Raw genomic sequence first — 25,485 nt, 5'->3', positions numbered from 1 at the left:
CCTCAGCGTCCGACCGACTCGGCGAGATACCGGCCCATATCGTCCAGGAAGACGCCCATCATCACGCCGAGGCAGCCCATCAGGACTACGACGCCCACCAGCACCGAGGCCGGAACAGCCAGGACGAAGACCTGCAGTTGCGGCATCAGCCGCGACAGCACCCCGAGCCCGAGGTTGAACAGGATTCCGAAGGCGATGAACGGCCCGGAGATCTGCATCGCCAGGGTGAAGCCGCGGGCCAGCGCCCGGGTCGCCAGCGTCAGCGCGTCCGAGAAGGCCGGGACGCCGTCGGGCGGCAGCACCGCGTAGCTCCGAGCCAGGCCCTCGATCGCGAGGTGGTGCAGGTCGGTGGCGAAGATCAGCGTGATGCCCAGCAGCGACAGGAAGTTGCCGATCGCCACCTGCTGGCCGCCCTGACTCGGATCCACGGTCATCGCGTAGGACAGGCCGAGCTGCGCCGAGATGATCACCCCGGCGGTCTGGAGGGCGGCGAGCACCATCCGCACCGCGAGGCCGAGCACCAGCCCGACGATCGTCTCCCCGAACAGGAGCCCGATCAGCCGCGGCCCGGCGAGGCCCTCCGTGCCGCCGAGCAGCGGGCGCACGGTCGGGAACAGGACCAGGGTGGTGAGCACCGCGAAGGCCAGCCGCAGGCGCGGCGAGACCGACTGCTCGCCGATTCCGGGCATCAGCATGATCAGCGTGCCGACCCGCGCGAAGGTGATCAGGAAGGCCGAGGCGATCCCGGGCAGGAGCAGGTTCATCGCCGCCACCCAGAGACGCGGAATGCGCCGGTGTCGTGGCCGGGCCGGGTCTCACCCGCCCGCCGCGATGCGGGCGGCGATGCGGGTCATGTAGCCCGCCATGGCGTCGCCGATGAACGGCAGCATCAAGAGCAGCACGGCGAACACCGCCACCACCTTGGGCACGTAGATGAGGGTCTGTTCCTGGATCTGGGTCAGGGCCTGGACCAGCGAGACCGCGAGCCCGACCGCGAGGGAGACGAGCATCAGCGGTCCGGCGATCTTCAGGAACACGAAGATCCCGTCGCGGGCGACGTCGAGGATGGCAAGTCCGGTCATGGTGGGGGCCGCTGTGTGAACCAGAAAACAGTGCGATGGCCGGGGCTCCAGCCGCGCGGTGCGAAGCGTCCGGACGTTTGCCCAATCCATCCCCCTCATCCTGAGGTGCGAGCGCAGCGAGCCTCGAAGGAGGGCTCCAGAAGTCGCGCGGCCGGCTGGGGGGCTCCTTCGAGGCCTCCGCTGCGCTCCGGCACCTCAGGATGCGGGGATGGGTTGCATATCCCGCGGTACAATCCGCCTTTCGGTGACCGCGTGACGCTCTGCCGGTGAGTCCCCAGCATCAGATCTGCATCCGCATGATCTCCTCGTAGGCGGAGATCATGCGGTCGCGCACGGCGACCATGGTCTGGAGGGCGGTCTCGCTCTCGGCGACCGCGGTGACCACGTCCACCACGTTGGCCTTACCCGAAGCGGCCGAGACCGCCTGCGCGTCGGCCCGGCGGCCGGCGTCGCCGACGCTTTCCAGCGTCTTGCCGAGGAACTGCATGAAGTCGGTGCCGGTCTCGGCGGTCGACGCCACCTTGGGCACGGGCCGCCCGGAGGCGAGGCCCTGGACGGCCGCGTAGGCGCCCGCCGCGAAGTTGCTCGAAGCCATCGCTACACGTCCTCTCGTGCGATCGTCCCGATCACTTCAGGATGCCGAGGGTCTGGGACAGCATCTTGCGCGTGGCGGTAATCATGTTGAGGTTCGCCTCGTAGGAGCGCTGGGCCTCGCGCAGGTCCATGTTCTCGATCAGCGCGTTGACGTTGGGCATCTGCACCTCGCCCCTCGCGTTGGCCGCGGGGTTGCCGGGCTCGAACTTGGTCCGGAAGGCGGACGGGTCGCGCCGGATGCGGCCGGCCTCCACGAGCCGGGCGCCGGTCTCGTCGTCGAGATGGCTGGTGAAGCTCGGGATCTTGCGCCGGTAGGGCTCCGCCCCGGCCGAGGCCGGCGCGGAATCGGCGTTGGCGATGTTCTCGGCGATGATCCGCATCCGGCCCGACTGGGCCTTCAGCCCGGCCGCCGCCACCGCCATCGACTTGCTGAATTCCATGGCTCAAGACCCTCCGCCGGCTGCGTCCGTCAGCTCTTGCCGATGGCGATCTTCAGGGTTGTCAGGCTGTGCTGGTAGAGCGAGGCCGCGAGCTGATAATCCGACTGGTTGTCGCCGGCCTTCATCATCTCGTCTTCGAGATTGACCCCGTTGCCGCTGGGGCGGATTTCGAAACCCTTGGCGCGCTTGGCCTCGGTCCCGCCGCCCTGCCCCGCGGGTGCCAGATGGGCCGGGCTCGTCAGCGCGAGGCTGGTCGAGCCTGTGGCCAGGGCGCCGCTCGCCCGGTCGAAGCGCGGCTCCGCAAGGTCGCGGGGCTTGAAGCCGGGCATGTCGGCGTTGGCCACGTTCTCCGAGATCAGGCCCTGGCGTGCCTGAGCCCATTGCATCCGGGTGCGCAGCATGCCGAGCACGGGCAGGTCGGTGAGGGCCAAGGTCGCCTCCGGTCAGGCATCGCCGTGCCGGAGCGGACCGGCTGGGCAAAAACTGCCGTGCGCATGGTTAATAGCCCGTTAAGCCGGCGCCGTTCGTCCGTCTGGACCAGTCCAAAGCCGGGTCGGCCTCGATACAGCGGGCGGTGAACCAGCCGGAGACAGTGTCGGATGCGGGGGTGAACCCGCGCGGTCTCCGGGCCGATGTCGCGCGCTATCGTCGGCCCCGGCCGGCGTTGGGCGATAGGGCGATCGTCCCCGCCACGGCGCGGCTCGCGGGTGAACCGACTTCCGGAGGATGGCCCCGCGGCGCAGCCTTCCCATGTCGGATATGCCGATGCCGCCCCGTTTCACGCGCTATTGTCTTGTTCGCGTTGGTTGAAAAGGTTTGTTAACGCTTTCTTAACGTCGTTTGCCCCGCGGCCCCTTCGGCGTGATATGGACAGGCCTCTGCCGGGCGCGGACCAGCGGCGGCCGGAACGTGCGAGTGCGTAACCTTGCGATGGCTGCAATCCGTGTTCGGCTCTGACGGCTCCCCCATCGTTCAATATGTCGTGATCTTCGCCGTCATCTTCACGGCGCTGGCGGCCATCGTGTTCACGGTGCGGCGGCTCACCGGCCGCACCCCGGCCCTGCCTAGTCGGAACGGCAGCCGCGGGCGGCAGCCGCGGCTTGGCATCGTCGACGTCTACGAGCTCGATCGCGCCCGGCAGCTGATCCTGCTGCGCCGGGACAATGTCGAGCACCTGCTCCTCGTCGGCGGGCCCAACGACGTCGTGGTCGAGCGCAACATCCAGCGCGGCCAGCGCCCGCTGACCGAGGCATCCCTAAGGGCGGATGCCGCGCCCGACGCCCTCGACGAGCCGCTGCCGGATCCCCTGGTCCAGGGCGGCCGCCTGCCCGAACCGCCGCGCGCCCTGCCCGAGATGGCCGGGCTGCGCACCGAGCCCCTGTTCGATCCGGGGTTCGAGATGCCCGTGATCGTGCCGTCGCCCATCCCGCGTTCCGGGGGCGGCCCGTCCGTGAGCCTGCCGCTCGATCCCACACTGCTCGGCGGCGACGAGCCGGGGCAGGATATCTCCGCGCCCCTGTCGCCTCCGCCCGCGCCGAAAACCACCGCGCCGGTCCGCGAGCCGGTCGCCCCGCGCCGGGTCCTGAGCCGGACCGCACCGCCGCTGATTGATCCACGACCCGAGCCGGCCTCGGAGCGCGCCCCCGATCCAGCGCCCGCCGCGGACCAAACGGCACGACAGGCACCGAGCCTCACGGTCCCGGTCGAGCGCAGGACCGTCGATCCGGCGATCCTCTCCGACATGGCCCGCCAGCTGCAGGCGGCCCTGTCCCGTCCGACATCCGCGGTCACTCCGGCCCCATCGCCCGCGGCGTCCCCTGTCCCCGCTGAGGGGGGCGATCCGGTGGCCGCCGCCCCGCCGGCACCTGTGACGCAAGCCGAGCCGGTGCCGCCATCCCCTGCCCCGACCATCGAGGCAGCCGTACGGCCGACCGCGCCGGTCGCGCCCCCCTTTGTCCAGCCGGCGCCGCCGTATCCGGAGGCCCCCCGAGCTTCTCATTCGCCAGCGCCGCCAGCGCCGAAAGCGCTGCCTGCGTTTCGGCCCCCGCCGCCCGAGCCGTCATCCGCGGCGCGCTCTGATGCCAAGTCTACGGGGAATCCCTTCTCCGTGGAGGAGATCGAAGCCGAGTTCGCCCGCCTCCTCGGCCGTCCGCTCGACAAGCGGAGCTGAGGCGAACCGGGACCTGACATCCGGCAACCGCAGAAGTGCAGCGCTGACGCTGGCGCGCTTCCCGCCGAGGGGGACACCGGTTCGGCGTCAGAAAGCGCGTCGCAACGAGGGCCTAGGGCTGCGCATGATTGCCGTGCGCCCGGTCCACGACACCACACTGTGGCAGATTGATCGTGTGATCCCCATAAACCCCCCCCATTCTAAGGGGAATGCGAAGCCGGCCTCGAAGGAGGTCTCCAGGGATCGCTGTGGCTTCTTGAGGTCTCCTATGGGGTCTGCGCTGCGCTCCGGCACCTCAAAATGAGGAGGTCGGATGGGATGTTCGGCTTGCGGCGTCGCAGTCTCGTGTCGTGTATCGCGGGCACCGCGATCGGACACGGCCCTAGGTCAGAGGCTGCCCCAATACGTTATTCGGCTTTCCGTAAGTCAGCATATTTTGCCGCATAAATTCTTCTTCGGGAACAAATCATCTCTCACGGTCAAGATAGGGGCGCTTTTGACGTCTGAGATCTTTACGTACCGATTCTTTGTTCCGGAATTTGATTTCATAGTCTGTGTCGTTAGAAGGATAATCATCGCATCAGTCCAGTCGCGAAGGATGAACGTATGAGTGCCGGAAAGATGCAGCTCGTCAAAAATGCTCGACTTGGCTTGTATTTCTACGAGTGTCTTTTTGGGAACCGGTATCACGATAGTGATCAGGAAGACGTTCCGGACGAAGACTGGCTGCTGCTTCGTGATGAATGCTACGAACAAAATTTCGCACTTCCGGTGAGCGGCAAGCGCGTCGCTCTGGTCGGCAACGGTGTCGTGCGTGGGCGCGGTCGTCATATCGATGAGCATGACGTCGTGATCCGAGTGAATTTCCCTTATTCTTGGGCTCAAGATCCCAAAGAGGACGGCCGTCGCTTCACTCATTGGGTTGGACTGGCCAAAAACGAGGTGCTCTTTCCCGACAATTTTCTCAATCCGGCTCCCGATATGAAGTTATCGGATCTCAGCGATCGGTTCTCCAGCCTTGAAGGCTTACACTGTATCTCCCATCATCACCTGCAAGTCGGTTTCTGGCGTCGCGCCAAACAGTTAGGTCTCGTCGAGCGGACATACATCCATTGGGCCGCTCCTGTCGTATTCGAGTTTCTCGAACGGAATTCCCTGGGGCGCGTCAACGGCTTGCTCTCCGCAGTCACGGCGCGGAATTACCATGAGAACGGATGGGGCGGCTGGTACACGTGGGACACCCTGCTGACGGGTGTGCGGGCAGCGATCTGTGCCCTATCCGGAAATCCTGCGACTCTGCATTTATACGGGCTGAATTTCTACGCCGAGAGCCAGCGCCGCCCTTGGGACTTGCACAATCTGGCCTTGAATCGAGCCATCCTCGATCATGCCATGGTCGATGCGCGTGCCCGTGGGATCGAAGTCGCTTTGATCGACAATGTCTCGTGATGGCTGCCCAGGCCCGTCCCCGTTCCATGGCCGATAGCGAGCGACCGCCAGGAGAGACGACGACGCCATCCGTCGTGCGGCCCGTGTCCTGACGGCGCCAAAGAAGGCCGGCTGTATCCCGGAGAACGAGAGCCGAAAGCACGCCGTTGCGCAGGATGCGCTCGTATGCGTTCCGGACAGTCGAAACGCATTGTTAACCCTCTGCTGGAACGCTCGTGTCCGGAGGATGATTCGATGCTCGCTCTGAATGCCGAGACCGCCCGTCGCAGCCGCGCCTATCGCGCGTTCAAGCTCGACCGGGCCGGACGCGTCGCCTCGGCCGAGATCGTTGCGGCCGAGGATGATGGCCATGCGCGCCGCCAGGTCCGCGCCATGGTGCAGCGCAACACGATCGAGCTGTGGGAGCGGACGCGGTTCCTGGGCCGCTTCGAGCCTGCGGCGCCCGGGCGCGCTTAACGCCCCGCCGTCTCCGGCATCGCCAGCACGGCGAGGAAGCTGAGGATCGCGGCGACTGCCAGGTAGAAGCCGACGAAGCCTATTCCACCTAGGGCTACGAGTTCCTGCGCGATGTAGGGCGCCCCGGACGCCCCCAGGATCCCCGCCAGATTGTAGGTGACCGAGGCGCCCGTGTAGCGGACCCGGGTCGGGAATAATTCCGGCAGGACGGCGCCCATCGGCCCGAACACCCAGCCCATGGACAGGAGGCTGAGGCACAGGAAGCCCAACACCGGCGGCCATGTCCCGGTGCCGGCGGCGTGGCCCAACATGGGGCCCATCAGGAAGCCCAGCCCGAACACCGCGGCCATCCCGGACAGCAGCACCGGCCGGCGGCCGAACCGGTCCGCGGCGGCACCCGACACCACGGTGCCGAGCGCCATGAAGCAGACCGCGATGCACTCGAACAGCAGGAAGGTCGGCCGCGCGTAGCCGAGCGTGCCGGTGCCGTAGCCCAGGGCGAAGACCGTCGAGAGGTAGAACACTGCGTAGACCGCCACCATCGCGAAGGTCCCCATGAGGACTGCCCGCCCGTGCTGCGTCAGCATGGTGGCGAAGGGCACGCGCTCCGGTCGCGCCTCGGTCAGCGCGGCCCGGAATGCCGGCGTCTCGGTGAGCTTCAGGCGGACATAGAGCCCGACGCCCACGAGCGCCGCGGAGCCGAGAAACGGCAGGCGCCAGCCCCAGCTCTGGAAGCTCTCGGGCGACAGGCCGAAGCTCAGCGCCAGGAAGCCGAGATTGGCCAGGATGAACCCAACCGGCGCGCCGAGCTGCGGGAAGATCCCGTACCACGCCCGCCGGCCCGGCGGCGCGTTCTCGACCGCGAGCAGCGCCGCCCCGCCCCATTCGCCGCCGAACCCGATGCCCTGGCCACAGCGCAGGATGCAGAGCGCCGCCGGCGCCCACCAGCCGATCGACGCGTAGGTCGGCAGGCAGCCGATCAGGACGGTGGAGAGGCCCATGATCAGCAGCGAGGCCACAAGCGTCGCCTTGCGGCCGACCCGATCGCCGAAATGCCCGAACAGCGCCGCGCCCACCGGACGCGCCGCGAAGGCGATCGCGAAGGTCGCGAAGGCGCTGAGCTGCTGCACCCCGGGAGCGCCCGTCGGGAAGAAGACCGGGCCAATCACCAAGGCGGTGGCCGTGGCGTAGATGTAGAAATCAAAGAACTCGATCGCCGTGCCGACGAAGCTTGCGGCCAGGATCCGCCCGGCGCTCGGCGGTGTGCGTTCCGCGTAGGCGGGGTCGACAGTTTGGAGCATGGCGGCGGCGCGTTTGTATCGGCGGCAAACGGGATGCGGCGCTTTCGCACGGTGCGGCGCGCGCGGGAACCCCGAAAACACGTCCGGTGCCTGTCGCCTGTGCGATGCACCAGCCCCGGCCTTGCGTTCGCCGGCCCCCTTCGCCAAGCTGATCGGCCCTAATCCGCGCGGGACGCCGGCCGCCGCGCCGTCCCTACCAGTCGAGTATTGCGATGAGAGTCACTGTCGAGCGCGCGGCCCTGCTCAGGTCGCTCGGCCACGTGCACCGGGTCGTCGAGCGCCGCAACACGATCCCGATCCTGTCGAACGTGCTGCTGCGCGCGGAGGGGTCCGGGCTCCAGCTGCGGGCGACCGACCTCGACATCGAGGTGACCGAGAGCGTCCCGGCGGACGTGTCGGATGCCGGCGCCACCACGGTGCCGGCCCACGTGATCTACGACATCGTCCGGAAGCTCCCCGACGGCGCGCAGGTCTCGCTGGAGACCGGCGGCGAATCCGGCCAGATGACGATCCGCTCCGGCCGTTCGCGCTTCGCGCTCGGCGCCCTGCCGGAGGGCGACTTCCCGGATCTGGCCGCCGGCGAGATGCCCCACGGGTTCGAGATCGCGGCCGCCGATCTCAAGCGCCTGATCGACAAGACGCAGTTCGCGATCTCCACCGAGGAGACGCGCTACTATCTGAACGGCATCTACCTGCACACGCTGGAGACCGAGTCCGGCCCGGTGATGCGGGCGGTGGCGACCGATGGACACCGGCTCGCCCGGGTCGAGATCCCCGCCCCCCAGGGCAGCGTCGGCATGCCCGGCGTGATCGTACCCCGCAAGGCGGTGGCCGAGATCCAGAAGCTCCTCGACGACGGCGGCGAGTCCGTCGCGGTCGACCTGTCGCCCGCCAAGATACGCCTGCGCTTCGCGGGCGGGCTGACGCTGATCTCGAAGCTGATCGACGGCACGTTCCCGGATTACCAGCGGGTGATCCCGGCCAACAACGACAAGCGGCTCACCGTCGAGCGCGACGCCTTCGCCAAGGCGGTGGACCGGGTCTCGACGATCTCGTCCGAGCGCGGGCGCGCCGTGAAGCTCGGGCTCGCGGAAGGGCGCCTCGCCCTGTCGGTGAACAACCCGGATTCGGGCAGCGCCACCGAGGAGCTCGACGTCGATTACGAGGCGGCCAACCTCGATATCGGCTTCAACGCCCGCTACCTGCTCGACATCACGGCCCAGCTCGAAGGTGACACCGCCCTGTTCCGGCTGGCCGATCCGGGCTCCCCGACGCTGATCCAGGACCGCGAGGGCGCGCCGGCGCTCTACGTGCTGATGCCGATGCGGGTCTAGGCTCGTCAAGGGACGTCCCGCTCTCGCCCTCATCCTGAGGTGCCGGAGCGAAGCGGAGGCCTCGAAGGAGGCCTCCCGTTCAAGCAGTTGGTTCTGGAGGCCTCCTTCGAGGCCTGCTGGCGCGGGCACCTCAGGATGAGGTGATTGGATGGGATGGCGGAAGAAGAGAGGCGGTTGAGCGCGGATGCTCCCATCCTGCGGATTGATCGATGAGCATTGACCTCGATCCGTGGATCGAGCCTGAAGGACGAGATTTGCGCGTCACCCGTCTGATCGCCCGTGATTTCCGCAACCATGCCGACCTCGAACTGAACCCCGCGGCCCGGTTCGTGGCGCTGGTCGGGGAAAACGGGGCGGGCAAGACGAACCTGCTCGAAGCGCTCTCGCTGTTCGTGCCGGGCCGGGGCCTGCGCCGGGCCGAGTTCGCCACCATGGCGCGTGCCGGCGGCCCGGGGGGCTTCGCCGTGTCCGTCACCCTCGACCGGGACGGCGCCGAGCACCGGCTCGGCACCGGCCTGGAGCCGCCGGGCCCGGACGGGCGCACGAGCCGGCTCTGCCGGATTGACGGCGCCTCCGCCCCCTCCCCGGTGGCGTTCAGCGAGTTCCTGCGGGTGGTGTGGCTGACGCCGGACCTCGACGGCCTGTTCCGCGGCGCCGCGGGCGATCGGCGCCGGTTCCTCGATCGCCTCGTGCTGGCGGTGGATGCCGGCCACGGGGCGCGGGTCTCCGCGATGGAACGGGCCCTGCGCTCGCGCAACCGCCTGCTGGAGGACAGGGCCGACGACGACCGCTGGCTCGATGCGGTGGAGCGGGAGGTGGCCGAACTCGGCGTCGCCGTGGCGTTGGCCCGCCGGGAGACCGCGGAGCGCCTCGACCGGCTGATCGCCGAGACCCGCGACGACGCCCAGCCGTTCCCCTGGGCCTCGATCCGCCTGGAGGGCGACCTCGACGATCTCGTCGCGGTCTGGCCTGCGATCGAGGCGGAGGACCGGTTCCGCCTCGCCCTGCGCAACGGCCGCCACCGGGACCGGGCGGCGGGCCGCACGCTGATCGGGCCGCAGACCAGCGACCTCGTGGTCCGCCACGGCCCCAAGGACGTGCCGGCGGGCACCGCCTCGACCGGCGAGCAGAAGGCCCTGCTGATCGGCCTCGTCCTGGCTCATGCGCGCCTCGTGCGCGCCATGAGCGGCATCGCCCCCGTGATCCTCCTCGACGAGGTGGCGGCGCATCTCGATCCGCGCCGCCGTGCCGGCCTGTTCGACGCCCTGGAAGCCCTGCCGGGCCAGGTCTGGATGACCGGCGCCGACCCGGATGCCTTCGCGCAGGCCGGCGACCGGACCGAGGTGCTGCGGATCGGCGCCTGATCCTCAGGCAGCCCGGATCGTGCTCAGGAAGCGGGAGACTTCCGCTCCGAGCTGCTCGGATTGGCGCGACAGCTCGCCGGCGGCACCGAGCACCTGGGTCGCGGCCGCGCCCGTCGTTTCCGAGGCCTGGGACACCCCGACGATGTTGCTCGTCACCTGATCCGTCCCGGTGGCCGCCTGGGCGACGTTGCGGACGATCTCCTGGGTCGCCGCGCCCTGCTGCTCGACCGCGGCCGCGATCGTGGTGGCGACTCCGTTGATCTCGCGGATCCGCGCGGCGATCGTGTCGATCGCCGAGACCGCCTGCCCGGTCACACCCTGGATCTGGCCGATCTGCTGGCTGATCTCGTCCGTCGCCTTGGCGGTCTGCGCGGCGAGTTCCTTCACCTCGGCGGCGACCACCGCGAAACCCCGCCCCGCCTCTCCGGCGCGGGCGGCCTCAATCGTAGCGTTGAGCGCCAGCAGGTTGGTCTGACCGGCGATGTTCGAGATCAGCCCGACCATGTCGCCGATCCGGGTCGCCGCAAGGCTCAGGGCCTGCACGAGGTGCTGGGTCTCGTCCGCCTCCCCGACCGCCGTCTGCGCGAGGTTGGCCGACCCGAGCACCTGCCGGCCGATCTCCTGCACGGACGAGCCCAGCTCCTCGGCGGCCGCAGCCACGGTCTGGACGTTGGCGGAGGCCTGCTCGGCCGCCGCTGCCACGGTGGTGGACTGGCTGGCCGTCTCGGTGGCGCTCGACGTCATGCTCTGGGCGGTGACCTGCAGCTCCGTGGCCGAGGACGAGACCATCCCGACGATCCCACCCACCGCCCGCTCGAACCCGTCCGCCAGCTCCAGCATGGTGCGCTTGCGCTCGGTCGCCGCAGCCTCGTCGGCGCGGCGTTTGATCTCGGTCTCCTCGGAGGCCTTGCGGGCGACCATCGCCTTGATGCCCTCGACCGCCTTGCCCACGGTGCCGATCTCGTCGCGGCGTGCCGCCTCCTTGATATCTGCGTCGATCTCGCCCTGCGCCATCCGCTGCAGGACCGACACGAGACGATTGAGCGGACGCGTGATGCCGATGACGGCGACGAGGACAGCCGCTACCAGGCCGACCAACATGCCCAGCGCGCTGAAGATCATCAGGTTGTACCGGGTCGCGTTCGTCTGATCGGTCAGGTCGTCCGACGCCTTCTGTGTGTAATTGCTGATGTCTTCGGCGAGCTTGGCGCCGTCGGCCAGCAGGGCCGCGAAGATCGGATCGATCGCCGAATGGATAAGGGCGATGGCCTGGTCGTTCTGGTTGGCCGAGCCGAGCCGGCGCACCTCGCTCACGTCTCGGACGTAGCGCTCCACCCGGGCACTCTGATCGTCGATGCGCGCCGCGAAGGTCGGCGCATGCGAACGCAGGCTGGGCAACAGGGCCTTCACCTTGGGCACCGTCGATTCGAAGCCGGTATTGGCTTCCCGCATCTGCGCCGGTTCAGTCTCCGCGATGACGCGATAGACCCAGTAGTTGAGTTCCGTGACCAGGCGATTGAGCTGACGGGTCTCGGCGACGGCCGCGGTCTCGTTGACGATGAAGCTACTGTAGGCGTCGTCGATCGCCGTCATGCGCGACTGTGCGTACCAGACGCAGCCGCCGACGACCAAGCCGATCAGGGCAACGATGGCTGCCAGTTTGGGAAGAACTTTGATGTTGGACAAGCGCAGCACGGTTTCATCCCCCGAAGTCAGATTGCCGTCCGGAGAAGAACGGTCTTCTACCTCGACCTTCGTCGGCGACCATCGTCGTCAAATGTAAAAAATACGCTAATTGATCGACTTGTCAATCCATGTCGGATCATGTCTATTCTGAACGGCATGATATTATCAATGTTTATGCTAGATATCAATCAGAAACGCCATCAACATGACTGGAGGCGTTATATTTAGTAATTTAGACGTCGAAATGTACTATACAAGATTTCGGCCCCATGATCGGGGCTTTGCGGATATCGGGTTCAGGTTTCGGGTTCGCAGATGCGGCCAGGCGGCGGCTTCGGCCCGCGAGGCCGCCGCGCATCCGGCCTTTTCAGCGCGCGAGCGGATGCCACATAGGAGGGCGGCACGCCGTCGGCGTGGTCACGGAACAGAGAGCACATGTCCAAGCCCGTCCACGCCATGATCCGCGTCCTCGATGAGGCGCGCGCACGCGACTACTACGCCCGGGCCTTCGGGCTCGAAGTCTCCGGCCGCTTCGACTTCCCGGATTTCACTCTCATCTACATGCGGGACCCGACCTCGCCGTTCGAACTGGAGCTCACGGTCAACAAAGGCCGCGACAAGCCCTACGATCTCGGCGACGGCTACGGGCACATCGCCTTCGTGGTCGACGACGTCGAGGCCGAGCACGCCCGGCACGAGCGCGAAGGCTTCAGCGCGACCGACGTGAAGTCGCTCAAGCACGGCGAGGACGTGCTGGCGCGGTTCTTCTTCGCCACGGATCCGGACGGCTACAAGATCGAGGTCATCCAGCGCGGCGGCCGCTTCGCCTGACCGTTCCGGCCTACCCCTCCGTCCTGACACCGCAGCCGAGATCCATGCCGGACAAGACCCGCATCATCTGTATCCGCCATGGGCAATCCACGTTCAATGCCGCCCACACGCACGGAGGCGGCGATCCCGGTCTCCTCGACGCGCGCCTGACCGAGGCGGGGCACGCCCAGGCCCGGGCCGCGCGGGACCGGCTGCGCGCGATCCCGTTCGACCTCGTGGTGGTCTCGCCGCTCACCCGGGCGATCGAGACCGCCGCGATCCTGTTCGGCGACCATCCGAGGCGGCCCCACGTGCTGGTCGAGGTGCTGCATCGGGAATGCCAGGAGAGCAGTTGCGATGTCGGCCGGGCGGCCTCCGAGCTCGCGGCCGAGTTCCCGCATCTCGATGTCGGGCATATCCCCGAGATCTGGTGGCATGCGGAGCCGGGCTGCGAGGTCGGCGGCTATCCGGTGGAGCCGCGCCCCCTGTTCGACGCCCGGGTCGCCGCGTTTCGCGCGTGGTTGCGGGCGCGGCCCGAGCGCACCATCGCGGTCGTCGGGCACGGCACGTTCTTCTATCACCTCACCGGCACGTTCCTGGAGAATTGCGGCTTCGTCGAGCTCGATCTCGACGCCGCGCCGGCCGCAGCCTGATCAGGCCGACACCAGCGCCCGCACCGCGTCCAGGCGCTGGCGGGCGCCGACGACGGCGATGTCGGGCGCCTGCCGGCCGATCGCGAGGGCCGCGTCAAGGATCGTGCAGGCCTCGATCCACGTGCCCGGCACGAAGGGAGCGGCGCCCTCGGCGACCTCTGCGGCGCAGCGTGCGTCCGCCCCGGCCCGTTGCGCGGCCGTGGCGGTGCGGGAGACGGCCGCGGTCAGGGCGCCTTCGCGCCAGCGCCGGGCTCGGGATGCCGCCTGCGAGAGCGCCCCGCCCCGCCACGCGGCCGAGCGCGCCGCCGCCAGCGCCGTGGGCCAGTCCGGCGCGCCGGCGCAGGCCTCGGCATCCTCCGCCATCCCGGCGAGCGCGCAAAGCGGCGCGAGGATGCGCCGCACGCTCTCAATCGCCAGCCTGCGCGTCCGGGCGGCCTCGACCTCCGGGCTGTCGGCGCTGCCGGAGAGGCGCAGCACGAAGGCCATCAGCCGTGATCGCACCGCGTCCGACATGGCATCGTTCAACCCGAGGGCGTAGGCGGCGATCGGCCGCGAGAAGCAGGGCGGGCAATCCGCGCTGGAGCGGATCGCCCGATAGGGCAGGCCCGCGGCCACGGCCGCAGCCTCGTTGATGCAGGTCCCGCCGTCGGGGCCCGGGAAGGGATGCGATCCGGCGAGCAGGCGCCAGTTCAGGATCGTCGCGAAGTCGGGATGCATCGGCGCGCCCTCCGTCTCGGGCGCGCAGCGTCGCACGCCGCGGCCCGATTGGCGAGGCCCCGCTTCGATGTGCTTACCCGGCCAGGCCCGGCGCGAGGCCGGAGAGCATCGCGCACCCAAGCACCAGCACGAAGGCGGCGGCAATCAGTTCGAGGCCGCCGAGCGCCAGCAGCCCGGTCCGGCCGCGCCCGCCCGCGAGGCGCAGGGCCGCGCGCTTGGCGAAGACCGCGAGGCCGGCGAGCGCCGTGGTGGTCAGCGCCGTGCCGAGCGCCATGGCGAGCACCGCCAGCACGCCCGCCCCCGGCACCCCCTGCGACACCGCGAAGAGCAGCACCAGGACCGCCCCCGCGCAGGGCCGCGAGCCGGCGGCCAGGACCACGCCGGCCCGCTCGCGCCACGTATCCATCGTCTCGAGGGCCTGTGGCCCGGGCAGGTGGCTGCAGCCAGGTCCGCACGTCGCGTCGAGCTGCACGAGGCGCCCGGCCTTGCGCCAGGTCAGCACCAGACCGATCAGGGCGACCAGGGCGAAACTGACGGTCTCGATCAGGGTGCCGGCCCGGGTGATGCTCGCCGCGGTGGCGTTCAGGATCAGGCTGCCGATCGCCACGATCGCGCCGGCCACGCCGGCCTGGAGCAGGGCGGCGCAGAGGCTCAGCGCGCAGCCCCGCCGGAACGCCCGCTCGCCCGCCAGAATGTAGCCGGCGATCACCGCCTTGCCATGTCCCGGTCCGGCAGCGTGGAACACGCCGTACGCGGTGGCGAGGCCGATCAGCGGGCGCCAGTCCCCGCCGCCCCGGAGCGCGCTCACCGCGGCATTGAGGCTGCGCGAAAAGCTCGCCTGCAGGGCCAGGATGATCCCGCCGAGACCGGTCGCCGCCGGCGCGGCTTCGCGAAACCCGATACCGAAGGGCGAGCGTGGCGGCGCGGCGATGCTGGGTGCCACCAGCCACGCGAGCCCGGCGGCCAGAACGGCGGCCACGGCGACCGCGAGGGCCATGAGCCCGAGCCTCAACCCGAGCCGCCCGGATCCCGCCGGGGCGGCGATACCGATCCCTACGGACATGCGACCAGAACCCGGCTGGCGAACTGCACGCCGTAGGTGGAGGCGGCGGTCAGGGCTTCGAAGAACGCCTCGGTCATGCCCGGTGACCCGGCCTCCGCGGTCTTGGGCTGTTCGGTCTTCGGGCGGGTGACGGTCGCGGCGCAGCCCTGCGGCGCGCCGGCCAGCGTCGCAGCCTCAGGGCCCTCCGCGAACGAGAAGGCGACGAAATAGGTCGGGTCGTAGACCTCCAGAGCGGCGACCCCCCGCCCCTGCTGGACCGGCGTCTTGAGCGGCAACAGGAAGGTCATGACCAGGGCCTTGTCCTCCATATGGGCTGCCGGCTCCTTCGGATCGGAAAAAGCCTGCTCCCTGCCGCCGACCTTCAGCTTCGTGAAGTAGCCGAATTCGGCAAGGCCGGCGGTGTTCTCGGCCGCGAGCCCGGCAAGCTCGCCGGGGCTCAGCGTTCCGTCCTTGTCGGTGTCGAGGCCTTGCGTGACGAAGGCCGTGTATTCGGGGTCGAAGCTCCAGGTGTTGCGCACGCCTGCGAGCTTGCCGCCGTCGTAGACGAGCTGCACCTTGGCGGTGATCCAGACATGGGGGTGGGCGGAGGCGGCCGAAGCGGCACAGGCGAGAAGGACGCTGAAGCCTGCGGCGCGAAGGTTCGGGCAATGCGCGACGATCGTCATGGGCAGGAGGCGCGCTCGCGACGGGAGGGGACCAGTCGCCCCTCCTCGCGCCCCGGTTGGGCGAAAGCGAGGCGCCCCCTACTCGCCGACGTCGAGCCCCATGAGCTGGAAACTCACCCGCAGGTCGTTCGACATCGGGATGTCGAGGCGCTCGCCGTTGGGCAGGCGCTTCAGGAACCAGCGCTCGTAGGTCCAGCGCAGGGCCCGCGACTCGGCGAGCCGTGTGAAGGTCTGCTGCACGATCCCGGCAAATTCCGGATCGTCCTTGCGGAACATGATGCCGTAGGGCTCGTAGGACAGCTTGTCGGGCAGCACCGTATAGCTGGGCCCCTCCTTGGCATCGGTGGCGATGAGCCCGTAGAGCAGCACGTCGTCGGTCGCGAAGGCGTCGGCCTTGCCGGCCTTCACCATCGCGTAGGAGGCGGCGTGGTCGGGGGCGGTCACCACCTGCGCGTCGATCTTCAGGCGGGTCAGCAGGTCGCGCACGGCCTTCTCGTTGGTGGTGCCGGCGGTGACCACCACGATCTTGCCGCCGAGGTCGCGGTAGGACGTGATGCCCGCGCCCCGCTTCACCAGGAGCTGCGTGGCGCTGATGTAGTCCACGGGCGAGAAGGCGACCTGCTTGCGCCGCTCGGCATTGGCGGTGGTCGAGCCGCATTCGAGGTCGATCTTGCCGGAGGCCACCGCCTCGATCCGGGTCTCGGCGGTGACGGGCGCGTATCGGATCCTCAGCGGCCGGCCGATCGCCGCCTGGACGTCGTCGGCGATCTCGCCGCAGAGGTCGAGGGCGTAGCCGACCGCCCGGGGCGTGCCGTCCGGGCGCTTGCCCTCCAGGAAGGAGAACGGCACCGAGCTTTCCCGGTAGCCGAGCACGATCTCGCCGCGTTCGGCGACACTCTTGAGCGTACCGGTGAGCACCTCGACGGCGCGGGCCGGGGTCGCGCCCGCCAGCGCCAGGACCAGAAAAGCTACGGACAGCCTTGCCATCACCCGCCCTCCGAGGCGCACCGTATCGCGACACCGCATTCGAGAGCGCCCGGCGCCCGGGCACTCCGATCCATCCCGCTCATCCCGAGGGGCCGCGGCGTAAAGGAGCCCTCCAGCCGGCGCCGTGATCCCTGCAGCCCTGCTTCGCGGCCCGCTGCGCGGTCACCGCAGGGCGAGGAGGGTGCGGAGGATGGCCGCTCCGCGCCGCGCGCTTCCGCGTGCACGGATCCCCGAACCCTGCCTGATCGCTACTCCGCCGGCGAGGGTACGGTGCCGACATGGTCGAGCCTCTGGTCGATGGCGGTGAGTTGCCCCTCCCACTTGGCCACCGCCACGGTGGCGACGCTGTTGCCGAGCACGTTGGTGGCCGAGCGGCCCATGTCGAGGAACTGATCGATGCCGATGATCAGCAGCAGCCCGGCCTCCGGGATGTTGAACTGGCTCAGCGTCGCCGAGATCACCACCAGCGAGGCCCGGGGCACGCCCGCCATGCCCTTCGAGGTCACCATCAGCAGGAACAGCATCGTGAGCTGCTGCCCCCAGGTCAGCGGGATGTTGTAGGCCTGTGCGATGAACATCACCGCGAAGGTGCAGTACATCATCGAGCCGTCGAGGTTGAACGAGTAGCCCATCGGCAGCACGAACGAGGTGATGCGGTTGGGCACGCCGAACTGCTCGAGGTTCGTCAGCATCTTCGGGTAGGCCGCCTCGCTCGATGCGGTCGAGAAGGCGAGCACGAACGGCTCCTTGATCAGGTTGAACAGGCGCATGATGCCCGCGCCCCCGAGCATTAGGAAGCCGACCCCCATCAGCAGGGACCACAGCACGCCGAGGCCGATGTAGAACTCGACGAGGAACTTGCCGTAGGTGACAAGCACGCCGATCCCCTGCGTGGTGATGGTCGCCGCGATCGCCGCGAACACCGCCACGGGGGCGAACATCATCACGTAGCCCGTCACCTTCAGCATGACGTCGGCCAGACCCTCGATGCCCTTCGTGAGCAGGTGGCCCTTTTCGCCGAGCGCCGCGAGGGCGACGCCGAAGAAGATCGAGAACACGACGATCTGCAGGATCTCGTTGTTGGCCATCGCCTCGACGGCGCTCTTGGGCACGAGGTGGGTGACGAATTCCTTGAGCGAGAGCGAGGCCGCCTTGAGGCCCGTGCCGGCGCCGACATCGGGCAGCGGCAGGTTCAGGTTATGGCCGGGCTGCATCAGGTTGACCATGATGAGGCCCAGCATCAGCGAGCAGAACGAGGCGCCGACGAACCACAGTAGGGCCTTGCCGCCGACCCGACCGACTGCGGCGGTGTCGCCAAGATGAGCAATGCCCACCACGAGTGTCGAAAAAACGAGCGGGGCGATGATCATCTTGATCAGCCGCAGGAAGACGTCGGAGACCAGCGCGATGTAGCCGGCGATCTCCTTGGCGGTCTGTGGATCGGGCCACGTGATGCTGCAGGCATAGCCCACCGCGATCCCGAGGAGCATGCCGATGAAGATCATGGTCGTGAGCCGCGAACCGGTCATCGGCACTACTCCCCACTCTGGCCCGGATGATCGAGCCTTATAGCGCGTGAACGTGAAGCACGAACTACGCCATACGCAAGCCCGCCAGGGGCTGTTACTGTGATAGTCGACTGTTTTCAGGCGACGCTTGGGCGGAGATGAAACCAGTGGCCGAACGGCCACGCTTGCGGTACGAGACTTGCGGCGACAATCTGCCTGCGCGTGGCGCGGGGGGCACAAGAAACCAACGCGCGGGAGCTCATGGACGTCTTCGTACAGCAGTTGATCAACGGGCTGACGCTCGGCTCGATCTACGGCCTGATCGCCATCGGCTACACGATGGTGTTCGGCATCATCGGGATGGTGAACTTCGCCCACGGCGATGTCTTCATGGTTTCCTGCTTCATTGCACTGATCACGTTCCTACTGCTGACGGTCTGGCTCGGAATCAGCTCCATCGCGCTGGCCTTCCTCGTGGTGCTGGTGGTGGCCATGGTGCTCACCGCCCTGTGGGGCTGGGCGATCGAGCGCGTGGCCTACCGGCCGCTGCGCGGTTCGTTCCGGCTGGCGCCCCTGATCTCGGCGATCGGCGTCTCGATCTTCCTGTCGAACTTCGTGCAGGTGGTGCAGGGTGCGCGCAACAAGCCGACCCCGCCGATGTTCTCGGGTGGCATCACCCTGTTCGAGCGCGACGGCTACGCGGTGTTCCTCGCCTGGAAACAGGTGCTGATCATGGTGGTGACCGCCGTGCTGCTCACCGGCTTCTGGTATCTCGTACAGCGCACGCCCTTCGGACGGGCGCAACGCGCCTGCGAGCAGGACCGCAAGATGGCGGCGCTCCTCGGGATCGACGTCGATCGCACGATCTCGCTGACCTTCGTGCTCGGCGCCGCGCTGGCGGCGGTCGCGGGCGTCCTCTACCTGATGTATTACGGCGTGGTGTCGTTCTCGGACGGGTTCGTGCCCGGCGTGAAGGCGTTCACGGCGGCGGTGCTGGGCGGCATCGGCTCCCTGCCGGGCGCGGTGCTTGGCGGCCTGATCATCGGGCTGATCGAGACGTTCTGGTCCGCCTACTTCTCCATCGAGTACAAGGACGTCGCCGCCTTCTCGATCCTGGCGATCGTGCTGATCTTCATGCCTTCGGGTATCCTGGGCCGGCCCGAGGTCGAGAAAGTCTGATGGCCGCCTCCCAGGACGCGCTCCCCGGCTCCGCGATGGCCGGCATCCTGCGCGACGCCGCCCTCTACGCACTGGTCGCCTTCGGCCTGTGCGTGCCGATCATCGCCTACCGCACCGATCCCGGGCCCGGGACCGAGCTGGTGCTCGTGCCGCGCTGGGGGCTGGTGGCCTCGCTCTGCGCGGCGATCTTCGTCGCTCGCCTGATCCAACGGCTCGTGCTGCTGCGCCGGGACGCGCGGCGGGCGCTCACCCCCGCGCCTGCCCAGGCCACCGAGGCGGTCCACGGCGAGCCGGACGCCGGCCAGAAGACCTCGAAGGTCGGGCTCTACCTCTTCATCGTCGTCGCGTTGACCCTGCCGATGATCGCGGCGCTCGCCACCGGCGGCCTGTCCTCGGCCCGCTACTGGATCGACCTCGGCATCCTGATCCTGACCTACGTGATGCTCGGCTGGGGCCTGAACATCGTGGTCGGCCTCGCGGGGCTGCTCGATCTCGGCTACGTCGCCTTCTACGCCGTCGGCGCCTATTCCTACGCCCTGCTGTCGACCACCTTCGGCCTGTCCTTCTGGGTCTGCCTGCCGCTCGCCGGCCTGTTCGCCGGCCTGTGGGGCATGATCCTGGGCTTTCCGGTGCTGCGCCTGCGGGGCGACTATCTCGCCATCGTGACGCTGGCCTTCGGCGAGATCATCCGCCTCGTGCTGATCAACTGGACCGACGTGACCGGGGGTGGCGCGGGTATCTCGTCGATCCCGCGGGCGACCTTCTTCGGGATCCCGTTCACGGCGGGCGATGACGGGTTCGCTGCGACCTTCGGCATCCCGTACGATTCGATGCACCGGCTGGTTTTCCTCTATTACGTGATCCTCGGGCTCGCGCTGATCACCAATTTCGTGACCCTGCGCCTGCGCCGCCTGCCGATCGGCCGGGCCTGGGAGGCCCTGCGCGAGGACGAGATCGCCTGCCGATCGCTCGGCATCAACACGACGACGACGAAGCTGACCGCCTTTGCCCTGGGCGCGGCCTTCGGCGGCTTTGCCGGGTCGTTCTTCGCCGTGCGCCAGGGTTTCATCAGCCCGGAGAGCTTCAACTTCCTGGAGAGCGCCATCATCCTGGCGATCGTCGTGCTGGGCGGCATGGGCAGCCAGGTCGGCGTCGCCATCGCCGCGGTGGCAATGGTCGGCGGCCCGGAGATGCTGCGCAACCTCGGCTTCCTGAAGGCCGTCTTCGGCGAGGGTTTCGACCCCAACGAGTACCGCCTGCTGCTGTTCGGGCTCGCCATGGTGGCCATGATGGTCTGGCGGCCCCGCGGGCTGATCTCGGTGCGCCTGCCCTCGGTCTCGCTCGGCGAGCGCCGGGCCGTCTCGGGCGCCCATGTCAGCGAGGGGCACGGCTGATGGCGGCGCATTCCGACAATCAGGCGCCCGTGCTCGCCGTCGAGCATCTGACCATGCGGTTCGGCGGGCTCGTCGCAGTCTCCGACCTGTCCTTCGTGGCACGGCGCGGCGACATCACCGCGCTGATCGGCCCGAACGGGGCCGGCAAGACCACGGTGTTCAACTGCATCACCGGCTTCTACAAGCCGACCGAGGGCATGCTCACCCTGGCCCACGCGGACGGCGCAACGCATCTGTTGGAGCGGCTGCCGAACCACGAGGTGAACCGCACCGCCCGGGTGGCGCGCACCTTCCAGAACATCCGCCTGTTCCAGGGCATGACGGTGCTGGAGAACCTGCTGGTCGCCCAGCACAAGCCGCTGATGCGCGCCTCCGGCTACACGATCCTCGGTCTCCTCGGCCTCAAGGGCTTTCGCGATGCGCAGGAGGCGGCGATCGAGCGCGCCAAGGCGTGGCTGACGCGCATCGACCTGATGAAGCGGGCCGACGATCCGGCCGGCGCCCTGCCCTACGGGGCGCAGCGTCGCCTGGAGATCGCCCGGGCGATGTGCACCGATCCGGTGCTGCTCTGCCTCGACGAGCCGGCGGCCGGCCTCAACCCGCGGGAATCGGCGGAGCTTAACGTCCTGCTGCGCCACATCCGCGATGAACACGACACCTCGGTGCTGCTGATCGAGCACGACATGTCGGTGGTGATGGAGATCTCCGACCACGTGGTGGTGCTCGATTACGGCCAGAAGATCGCGGACGGTACGCCGGCCGAGGTCCGCAGCGATCCGAAGGTGATCGCCGCCTATCTCGGGGTCGAGGACGAGGAGGTGGAGGCCGTGGAGGCCGAAGTCGGGATCAGCGTGCCGCACGGCGGCGATGTGCATACGGGAGCCCCCGCGTGAGCGTCGCCGGCATCAACGTCCTGGTCGAGGAGACGCGGGCGATCCAGGCGGGTCGCAAGCCGCCGCTGCTGACGGTGCGTGACGTCTCGACCTTTTACGGCAGCGTCGCCGCCCTGCGGGGCGTCGATCTCGACGTGGCCGAGGGCGAGATCGTCACGCTGATTGGGGCCAACGGCGCCGGCAAGTCGACCCTGATGATGACGATCTTCGGCAGCCCCCAGGCGCGCTCCGGAACGATCACCTATGACGGGCGCGACATCACCCGCCTGCCGACCCATGCCATCGCCCGGCTGGGCATCGCCCAATCGCCGGAGGGCCGCCGGGTCTTCCCGCGGATGAGCGTCTACGAGAATCTCCAGATGGGCGCGGCGCTCCACGATGGGCGCTTCTTCGCCGAGGATCTGGAGAAGGTCTGCGTCCTGTTCCCGCGGGTGAAGGAGCGCCTGAACCAGCGCGCTGGCACCATGTCGGGGGGCGAGCAGCAGATGCTGGCGATCGCCCGGGCGCTGATGAGCCGCCCGCGCCTGCTGCTGCTCGATGAGCCGTCGCTCGGCCTCGCCCCATTGGTGGTGAAGGGCATCTTCGACGCGATCCGGGTGCTGAACCGGACCGAGGGCATGACGATCTTCCTCGTGGAACAGAACGCCTATCACGCCCTGAAGCTCGCCCATCGCGGCTACGTGCTGGTCAACGGCCGCGTCACGATGAGCGGTACCGGGCGCGCGCTGCTCGACGATCCGAACGTCCAGGCCGCCTATCTGGAGGGGGGCCATGCCGGCCCGGTCGGCGCATGAGCATGCTGCAGGGACTGCTCTTCGAGGAAGACTCGGCCTGGCTGTTCCTGCTCGTCACCGTGGTGATGGGCGGCTGGGCCGGCTGGATGGCAGCCCGCGGCGTCGCCCGGGGCTGGCGGCCGTTCTGGCAATGCGCCCTGGCGCTGCTCCTCGTGGCGGCCGCCGTGCGCTTCATCCACTACGCCCTGTTTTCGGGCACGCTGCTGTCGCTGCACTACTATGCGGTCGACGCCGTCGTGGTCATGATCATCGGCGCGGCGGGATTCCGCTACACGCGGACGCGCCAGATGACGAGCCAGTACCGCTGGCTCTACGAGAAGACCTCCCCGCTGACGTGGCGCGAACGGGCGCCGGAAGCGGGCGGGGTCCGATGAGTGCGGCCGGATCCGCACGTGCGGTCCTGACGATAAGGGGAAGTACGCGATGAGATCGATTCTGCTGGCCGGGCTCGCCCTCGGCGCCATGATGGCCGGGGCACAGGCCGCCGAGGTCAAGCTCGGCATCGCCGCGCCGATCACCGGCAACAGCGCCGCCATCGGCGCGCAGCTCAAGAACGGCGCCAGTCAGGCGGCGGAGGACCTGAACAAGGCCGGTACCCTCAAGGGCACGACGCTGAGTGTGACGGTCGGCGACGACGCGTCCGATCCGAAGCAGGGCGTCTCGGTGGCCAACAAGTTCGCCAGCGACGGCGTGAAGATGGTCGTCGGCGACTATAATTCCGGCGTCTCGATCCCGGCCTCCGACGTCTATCTCGACGCCGGCATCATCCAGGTCACCCCCGCCTCCACGAACGTCAAGTTCACCGAGCGCGGTATGTGGAACACCTTCCGCACCTGCGGTCGCGACGACCAGCAGGGCGCGGTGGCCGGCGCCTACCTCGCCGACCACTTCAAGGGAAAGAAGATCGCCTTCGTCCACGACAAGACCCCCTACGGCAAGGGCCTCGCGGATGAGACCCTGAAGGCGCTCAAGGCCAAGGGCGGCAAGGACGTGATGTACGAGGGCATCAACCCCGGCGAGAAGGACTACTCCGCCCTCGTGTCCAAGCTGAAGTCGGCCAACGTCGATGTGGTCTATTTCGGCGGCTACTACACCGAGGCCGGGCTGATCCTGCGCCAGATGCGCGACCAGGGCCTGAAGGCGCCGATGATGGGCGGCGACGGCATGGTCGACCGCGAGCTCGTGGCGATCGCCGGCCCGGCCGCCGAGGGCACGCTAACCACCTTCCCGCCGGACGCCCGCAAGAACCCGAACGCCAAGGCGGCGCTCGCGGCCTTCAAGGCGAAGAACATCGACCCCGAGGGCTACACCCTCTACTCCTACGCGGCCGTTCAGGTGCTGGCCAAGGCCATGGCCGAGACCAACTCCAGCGACGGCAAGAAGCTCGCCGACTGGCTGCACCAGGGCAAGCCGGTGGACACCGTGGTCGGCCCGATCGCCTACGACAAGAAGGGCGACATCACCCGGCCCGACTACGTCATGTACGAGTGGAAGAAGGGTGCGGATGGCAAGATCGATTACACCGGCAACGAGCTGACGAAGTAACGTCCGCCGGCTTTCCCGTCGCGCCGTCCGGCGCCGCTCCGCATCACCCTGCGGGGCGGCGTCGTCGTTTGGGACGCGGTAAATTCGTGCGTCTGTATGCGGATACGTCCTCCAGACCCCGTGCGTACGCCTAAGAAGTGTGCATGATGCCGCCGGCGCGAGCGGGAGGCCGGCTCGGCGCCTGGGAGACGGCCATGGGGACGGCAGGGATCGCGTCCGCGCGTATCCACATGAGCTTGGCCGCGCCCTGTCCGTATTCAGCCGCGTTCGCGCGCGGCCTCTTGACCAGTCTCCCGGCACCATCATTGCAATGGCGTCGCCCGAGCGGGCGGGCCCGCAGGCCCAGCCGCCAGCCGACGCCGTTCGGCCCGATTCAGGAGTTCCGTACCGATGCAGTCTGATATCGCTCGCCGCGGCGTTGCCGCGGCGCTGGGTCTGACCCTCGCCCTCGCCCCCATGAGCCTCCGGGCGCAGGAGCTGACCGGCACCCTCAAGAAGGTGAAGGACACCAACGCCATCGTCATCGGCTACCGCGATGCCTCCGTGCCCTTCTCGTATCTCGGCGGCGACGAGAAGCCGATCGGTTACGCGATGGACATCTGCTACAAGATCGCCGACGCCGTGAAGGCCAAGCTCAACCTCCCGAACCTCCAGGTGAAGCTGAACCCGGTCACCTCCGCCACCCGCATCCCGCTGATGGCGAACGGCACGATCGACCTCGAATGCGGTTCGACCACCAACAACGCCGACCGCGAGAAGCAGGTGTGGTTCACCAACTCGCACTTCCTGACCGCGACCCGCTTCGTCTCGAAGAAGTCGGCGAACCTGCACACGATCGATGACCTGAAGGGCAAGACCGTCGTGTCGACCTCGGGCACCACGAACATCCGGCAGATCAACGAGGCCAACACGGAGCGCAAGCTCGGCCTAACGATCCTCCCCGCCAAGGACCACGCCGAGGCGTTCCTGATGGTCGAGACCGGGCGCGCCGCCGCCTTCGTGATGGACGACGTGCTGCTTGCCTCGCTCGCCGCCTCCTCGAAGGATCCCTCGGCCTACGAGATCTCCACCGAAGCCCTGTCGAAGCCCGAGCCCTACGGCATCATGCTGCGCAAGGACGACGTGGAGTTCAAGAAGGTCGCGGACGATGCCACCGCCAAGCTCTACACGAGCCCCGAGGGCAAGGCGCTCTACGATAAGTGGTTCACGCAAGCCATCCCGCCGCGCAACATCAACCTCAACCTGCCGATGAGCGCGGAGATGAAGAAGCAGTTCACCAACCCGATCGCCAGCCCCGATCCGGCTGCCTACTGAGGACGGTTCACGATGAGGCGCACCGCGGGCAAGGGCCTGCGGTGCGTCGCGATGTTGAATAACCCGTTTGAACGTCCGGTCCCGGAG

At 68.4% G+C, this 25,485-nt stretch carries 26 protein-coding genes; 14 read left to right on the top strand and 12 right to left on the bottom strand.

Going from position 1 to position 25,485, the window contains the following annotated elements:
* Positions 1–2 precede the first annotated feature (2 nt).
* The 5 genes from fliR to flgB all read right to left on the bottom strand — a co-directional run bounded on the left by fliR (position 3) and on the right by flgB (position 2,547).
* Entirely contained in the window at positions 3–764 is a 762-nt protein-coding gene (gene fliR, locus MKK75_RS24810) for a flagellar biosynthetic protein FliR (protein ID WP_244045172.1), read from the bottom strand.
* A 51-nt stretch (positions 765–815) separates the two neighbouring features.
* Complete coding sequence (gene fliQ, locus MKK75_RS24805) at positions 816–1,082, bottom strand: flagellar biosynthesis protein FliQ (RefSeq protein ID WP_091719345.1); 267 nt, start codon at positions 1,080–1,082, stop codon at positions 816–818.
* Between the two features lie 280 nt (positions 1,083–1,362).
* Positions 1,363–1,677, bottom strand: coding sequence for a flagellar hook-basal body complex protein FliE (fliE, locus tag MKK75_RS24800; protein ID WP_244045171.1), 315 nt, complete (start codon positions 1,675–1,677; stop codon positions 1,363–1,365).
* A 31-nt stretch (positions 1,678–1,708) separates the two neighbouring features.
* Entirely contained in the window at positions 1,709–2,116 is a 408-nt protein-coding gene (flgC, locus tag MKK75_RS24795; protein WP_244045170.1) for a flagellar basal body rod protein FlgC, read from the bottom strand.
* Positions 2,117–2,145: 29 nt separating this feature from the next.
* Positions 2,146–2,547, bottom strand: coding sequence for a flagellar basal body rod protein FlgB (flgB, locus tag MKK75_RS24790; protein ID WP_244045169.1), 402 nt, complete (start codon positions 2,545–2,547; stop codon positions 2,146–2,148).
* Positions 2,548–3,059: 512 nt separating this feature from the next.
* On the opposite strand from flgB, the gene MKK75_RS24785 reads away from it, so the two are divergent.
* From MKK75_RS24785 to MKK75_RS24775, 3 genes are all read left to right on the top strand, one after another.
* Positions 3,060–4,286 carry a hypothetical protein gene (locus tag MKK75_RS24785; protein WP_244045168.1) on the top strand — a complete coding sequence of 409 codons (1,227 nt, stop codon included), beginning with the start codon at positions 3,060–3,062 and terminating at the stop codon, positions 4,284–4,286.
* Positions 4,287–4,892: 606 nt separating this feature from the next.
* Positions 4,893–5,735: a glycosyltransferase family 29 protein gene (locus MKK75_RS24780; RefSeq protein WP_244045167.1), complete on the top strand. Its 843-nt coding sequence runs from the start codon at positions 4,893–4,895 to the stop codon at positions 5,733–5,735.
* A 234-nt stretch (positions 5,736–5,969) separates the two neighbouring features.
* Positions 5,970–6,191, top strand: a complete 222-nt coding sequence (locus tag MKK75_RS24775) for a hypothetical protein (RefSeq protein ID WP_244045166.1) — start codon at positions 5,970–5,972, stop codon at positions 6,189–6,191.
* Here the strand turns inward: MKK75_RS24775 and MKK75_RS24770 are convergent.
* Entirely contained in the window at positions 6,188–7,492 is a 1,305-nt protein-coding gene (locus tag MKK75_RS24770) for an MFS transporter (RefSeq protein WP_244045165.1), read from the bottom strand. The genes MKK75_RS24775 and MKK75_RS24770 overlap by 4 nt on opposite strands.
* A 212-nt stretch (positions 7,493–7,704) precedes the next feature.
* Here MKK75_RS24770 and dnaN point away from each other — a divergent pair, with 212 nt between their 5' ends.
* Both dnaN and recF read left to right on the top strand, forming a co-directional pair.
* A complete protein-coding gene (dnaN, locus tag MKK75_RS24765) occupies positions 7,705–8,826 on the top strand; it encodes a DNA polymerase III subunit beta (RefSeq protein ID WP_244045164.1) in 1,122 nt (373 codons plus the stop codon).
* 209 nt (positions 8,827–9,035) lie between these two features.
* Complete coding sequence (recF, locus tag MKK75_RS24760) at positions 9,036–10,190, top strand: DNA replication/repair protein RecF (protein WP_244045163.1); 1,155 nt, start codon at positions 9,036–9,038, stop codon at positions 10,188–10,190.
* Positions 10,191–10,193: 3 nt separating this feature from the next.
* Here recF and MKK75_RS24755 read toward each other — a convergent pair whose 3' ends face one another.
* Positions 10,194–11,885, bottom strand: a complete 1,692-nt coding sequence (locus MKK75_RS24755; RefSeq protein WP_244045162.1) for a methyl-accepting chemotaxis protein — start codon at positions 11,883–11,885, stop codon at positions 10,194–10,196.
* A 426-nt stretch (positions 11,886–12,311) separates the two neighbouring features.
* Between MKK75_RS24755 and MKK75_RS24750 the strand changes: the two genes are divergently transcribed.
* Positions 12,312–12,707 carry a VOC family protein gene (locus tag MKK75_RS24750; RefSeq protein WP_244045161.1) on the top strand — a complete coding sequence of 132 codons (396 nt, stop codon included), beginning with the start codon at positions 12,312–12,314 and terminating at the stop codon, positions 12,705–12,707.
* Positions 12,708–12,751: 44 nt separating this feature from the next.
* On the top strand, positions 12,752–13,339 hold the full coding sequence (locus tag MKK75_RS24745; RefSeq protein ID WP_244045160.1) for a histidine phosphatase family protein: 588 nt from the start codon (positions 12,752–12,754) through the stop codon (positions 13,337–13,339).
* Here the strand turns inward: MKK75_RS24745 and MKK75_RS24740 are convergent, their stop codons facing one another.
* The 5 genes from MKK75_RS24740 to MKK75_RS24720 form a co-directional block, all read right to left on the bottom strand.
* Positions 13,340–14,056: a hypothetical protein gene (locus MKK75_RS24740; protein ID WP_244045159.1), complete on the bottom strand. Its 717-nt coding sequence runs from the start codon at positions 14,054–14,056 to the stop codon at positions 13,340–13,342.
* 73 nt (positions 14,057–14,129) lie between these two features.
* Complete coding sequence (locus MKK75_RS24735) at positions 14,130–15,119, bottom strand: nickel/cobalt transporter (protein WP_244045158.1); 990 nt, start codon at positions 15,117–15,119, stop codon at positions 14,130–14,132.
* A complete protein-coding gene (locus tag MKK75_RS24730) occupies positions 15,110–15,784 on the bottom strand; it encodes a DUF1007 family protein (protein ID WP_244045157.1) in 675 nt (224 codons plus the stop codon). The genes MKK75_RS24735 and MKK75_RS24730 overlap by 10 nt, the downstream gene beginning before the upstream one ends.
* Positions 15,785–15,862: 78 nt before the next feature.
* Entirely contained in the window at positions 15,863–16,771 is a 909-nt protein-coding gene (locus MKK75_RS24725) for an amino acid ABC transporter substrate-binding protein (RefSeq protein WP_244045156.1), read from the bottom strand.
* A 248-nt stretch (positions 16,772–17,019) separates the two neighbouring features.
* Positions 17,020–18,300, bottom strand: coding sequence for a dicarboxylate/amino acid:cation symporter (locus MKK75_RS24720; protein WP_244045155.1), 1,281 nt, complete (start codon positions 18,298–18,300; stop codon positions 17,020–17,022).
* Positions 18,301–18,540: 240 nt separating this feature from the next.
* Here MKK75_RS24720 and MKK75_RS24715 point away from each other — a divergent pair, with 240 nt between their 5' ends.
* From MKK75_RS24715 to MKK75_RS24685, 7 genes are all read left to right on the top strand, one after another.
* Entirely contained in the window at positions 18,541–19,458 is a 918-nt protein-coding gene (locus tag MKK75_RS24715) for an ABC transporter permease subunit (protein ID WP_244045154.1), read from the top strand.
* Positions 19,458–20,852: a high-affinity branched-chain amino acid ABC transporter permease LivM gene (livM, locus tag MKK75_RS24710; RefSeq protein ID WP_244045153.1), complete on the top strand. Its 1,395-nt coding sequence runs from the start codon at positions 19,458–19,460 to the stop codon at positions 20,850–20,852. The genes MKK75_RS24715 and livM overlap by 1 nt, the downstream gene beginning before the upstream one ends.
* Complete coding sequence (locus tag MKK75_RS24705; RefSeq protein ID WP_244045152.1) at positions 20,852–21,745, top strand: ABC transporter ATP-binding protein; 894 nt, start codon at positions 20,852–20,854, stop codon at positions 21,743–21,745. Before livM ends, MKK75_RS24705 begins: the two co-directional genes overlap by 1 nt.
* Positions 21,742–22,539: an ABC transporter ATP-binding protein gene (locus MKK75_RS24700; RefSeq protein WP_244045151.1), complete on the top strand. Its 798-nt coding sequence runs from the start codon at positions 21,742–21,744 to the stop codon at positions 22,537–22,539. Before MKK75_RS24705 ends, MKK75_RS24700 begins: the two co-directional genes overlap by 4 nt.
* 5 nt (positions 22,540–22,544) lie before the next feature.
* Positions 22,545–22,913: a DUF6867 family protein gene (locus MKK75_RS24695; RefSeq protein WP_244045188.1), complete on the top strand. Its 369-nt coding sequence runs from the start codon at positions 22,545–22,547 to the stop codon at positions 22,911–22,913.
* 49 nt (positions 22,914–22,962) lie between these two features.
* A complete protein-coding gene (locus tag MKK75_RS24690; RefSeq protein ID WP_244045150.1) occupies positions 22,963–24,084 on the top strand; it encodes a branched-chain amino acid ABC transporter substrate-binding protein in 1,122 nt (373 codons plus the stop codon).
* A gap of 390 nt (positions 24,085–24,474) precedes the next feature.
* Entirely contained in the window at positions 24,475–25,398 is a 924-nt protein-coding gene (locus MKK75_RS24685) for an amino acid ABC transporter substrate-binding protein (protein ID WP_244045149.1), read from the top strand.
* Positions 25,399–25,485 lie beyond the last annotated feature (87 nt).

The sequence above is a fragment of the Methylobacterium sp. J-030 genome (assembly GCF_022829545.1).
Taxonomy (GTDB): Bacteria; Pseudomonadota; Alphaproteobacteria; order Rhizobiales; family Beijerinckiaceae; genus Methylobacterium.
This window is presented reverse-complemented; position numbering and strand designations above follow the sequence as displayed.

What these genes read in the sequence shown, in the direction of transcription:
- fliR (WP_244045172.1), bottom strand. Translation starts at nt 764, where the DNA reads ATGAACCTGCTCCTGCCCGGGATCGCCTCGGCCTTCCTGATCACCTTC.
- fliQ (WP_091719345.1), bottom strand. Translation starts at nt 1,082, where the DNA reads ATGACCGGACTTGCCATCCTCGACGTCGCCCGCGACGGGATCTTCGTG.
- fliE (WP_244045171.1), bottom strand. Translation starts at nt 1,677, where the DNA reads ATGGCTTCGAGCAACTTCGCGGCGGGCGCCTACGCGGCCGTCCAGGGC.
- flgC (WP_244045170.1), bottom strand. Translation starts at nt 2,116, where the DNA reads ATGGAATTCAGCAAGTCGATGGCGGTGGCGGCGGCCGGGCTGAAGGCC.
- MKK75_RS24780 (WP_244045167.1), top strand. Translation starts at nt 4,893, where the DNA reads ATGAGTGCCGGAAAGATGCAGCTCGTCAAAAATGCTCGACTTGGCTTG.
- MKK75_RS24775 (WP_244045166.1), top strand. Translation starts at nt 5,970, where the DNA reads ATGCTCGCTCTGAATGCCGAGACCGCCCGTCGCAGCCGCGCCTATCGC.
- MKK75_RS24770 (WP_244045165.1), bottom strand. Translation starts at nt 7,492, where the DNA reads ATGCTCCAAACTGTCGACCCCGCCTACGCGGAACGCACACCGCCGAGC.
- dnaN (WP_244045164.1), top strand. Translation starts at nt 7,705, where the DNA reads ATGAGAGTCACTGTCGAGCGCGCGGCCCTGCTCAGGTCGCTCGGCCAC.
- recF (WP_244045163.1), top strand. Translation starts at nt 9,036, where the DNA reads ATGAGCATTGACCTCGATCCGTGGATCGAGCCTGAAGGACGAGATTTG.
- MKK75_RS24750 (WP_244045161.1), top strand. Translation starts at nt 12,312, where the DNA reads ATGTCCAAGCCCGTCCACGCCATGATCCGCGTCCTCGATGAGGCGCGC.
- MKK75_RS24745 (WP_244045160.1), top strand. Translation starts at nt 12,752, where the DNA reads ATGCCGGACAAGACCCGCATCATCTGTATCCGCCATGGGCAATCCACG.
- MKK75_RS24740 (WP_244045159.1), bottom strand. Translation starts at nt 14,056, where the DNA reads ATGCATCCCGACTTCGCGACGATCCTGAACTGGCGCCTGCTCGCCGGA.
- MKK75_RS24735 (WP_244045158.1), bottom strand. Translation starts at nt 15,119, where the DNA reads ATGTCCGTAGGGATCGGTATCGCCGCCCCGGCGGGATCCGGGCGGCTC.
- MKK75_RS24730 (WP_244045157.1), bottom strand. Translation starts at nt 15,784, where the DNA reads ATGACGATCGTCGCGCATTGCCCGAACCTTCGCGCCGCAGGCTTCAGC.
- MKK75_RS24725 (WP_244045156.1), bottom strand. Translation starts at nt 16,771, where the DNA reads ATGGCAAGGCTGTCCGTAGCTTTTCTGGTCCTGGCGCTGGCGGGCGCG.
- MKK75_RS24720 (WP_244045155.1), bottom strand. Translation starts at nt 18,300, where the DNA reads ATGACCGGTTCGCGGCTCACGACCATGATCTTCATCGGCATGCTCCTC.
- MKK75_RS24715 (WP_244045154.1), top strand. Translation starts at nt 18,541, where the DNA reads ATGGACGTCTTCGTACAGCAGTTGATCAACGGGCTGACGCTCGGCTCG.
- livM (WP_244045153.1), top strand. Translation starts at nt 19,458, where the DNA reads ATGGCCGCCTCCCAGGACGCGCTCCCCGGCTCCGCGATGGCCGGCATC.
- MKK75_RS24705 (WP_244045152.1), top strand. Translation starts at nt 20,852, where the DNA reads ATGGCGGCGCATTCCGACAATCAGGCGCCCGTGCTCGCCGTCGAGCAT.
- MKK75_RS24690 (WP_244045150.1), top strand. Translation starts at nt 22,963, where the DNA reads ATGAGATCGATTCTGCTGGCCGGGCTCGCCCTCGGCGCCATGATGGCC.
- MKK75_RS24685 (WP_244045149.1), top strand. Translation starts at nt 24,475, where the DNA reads ATGCAGTCTGATATCGCTCGCCGCGGCGTTGCCGCGGCGCTGGGTCTG.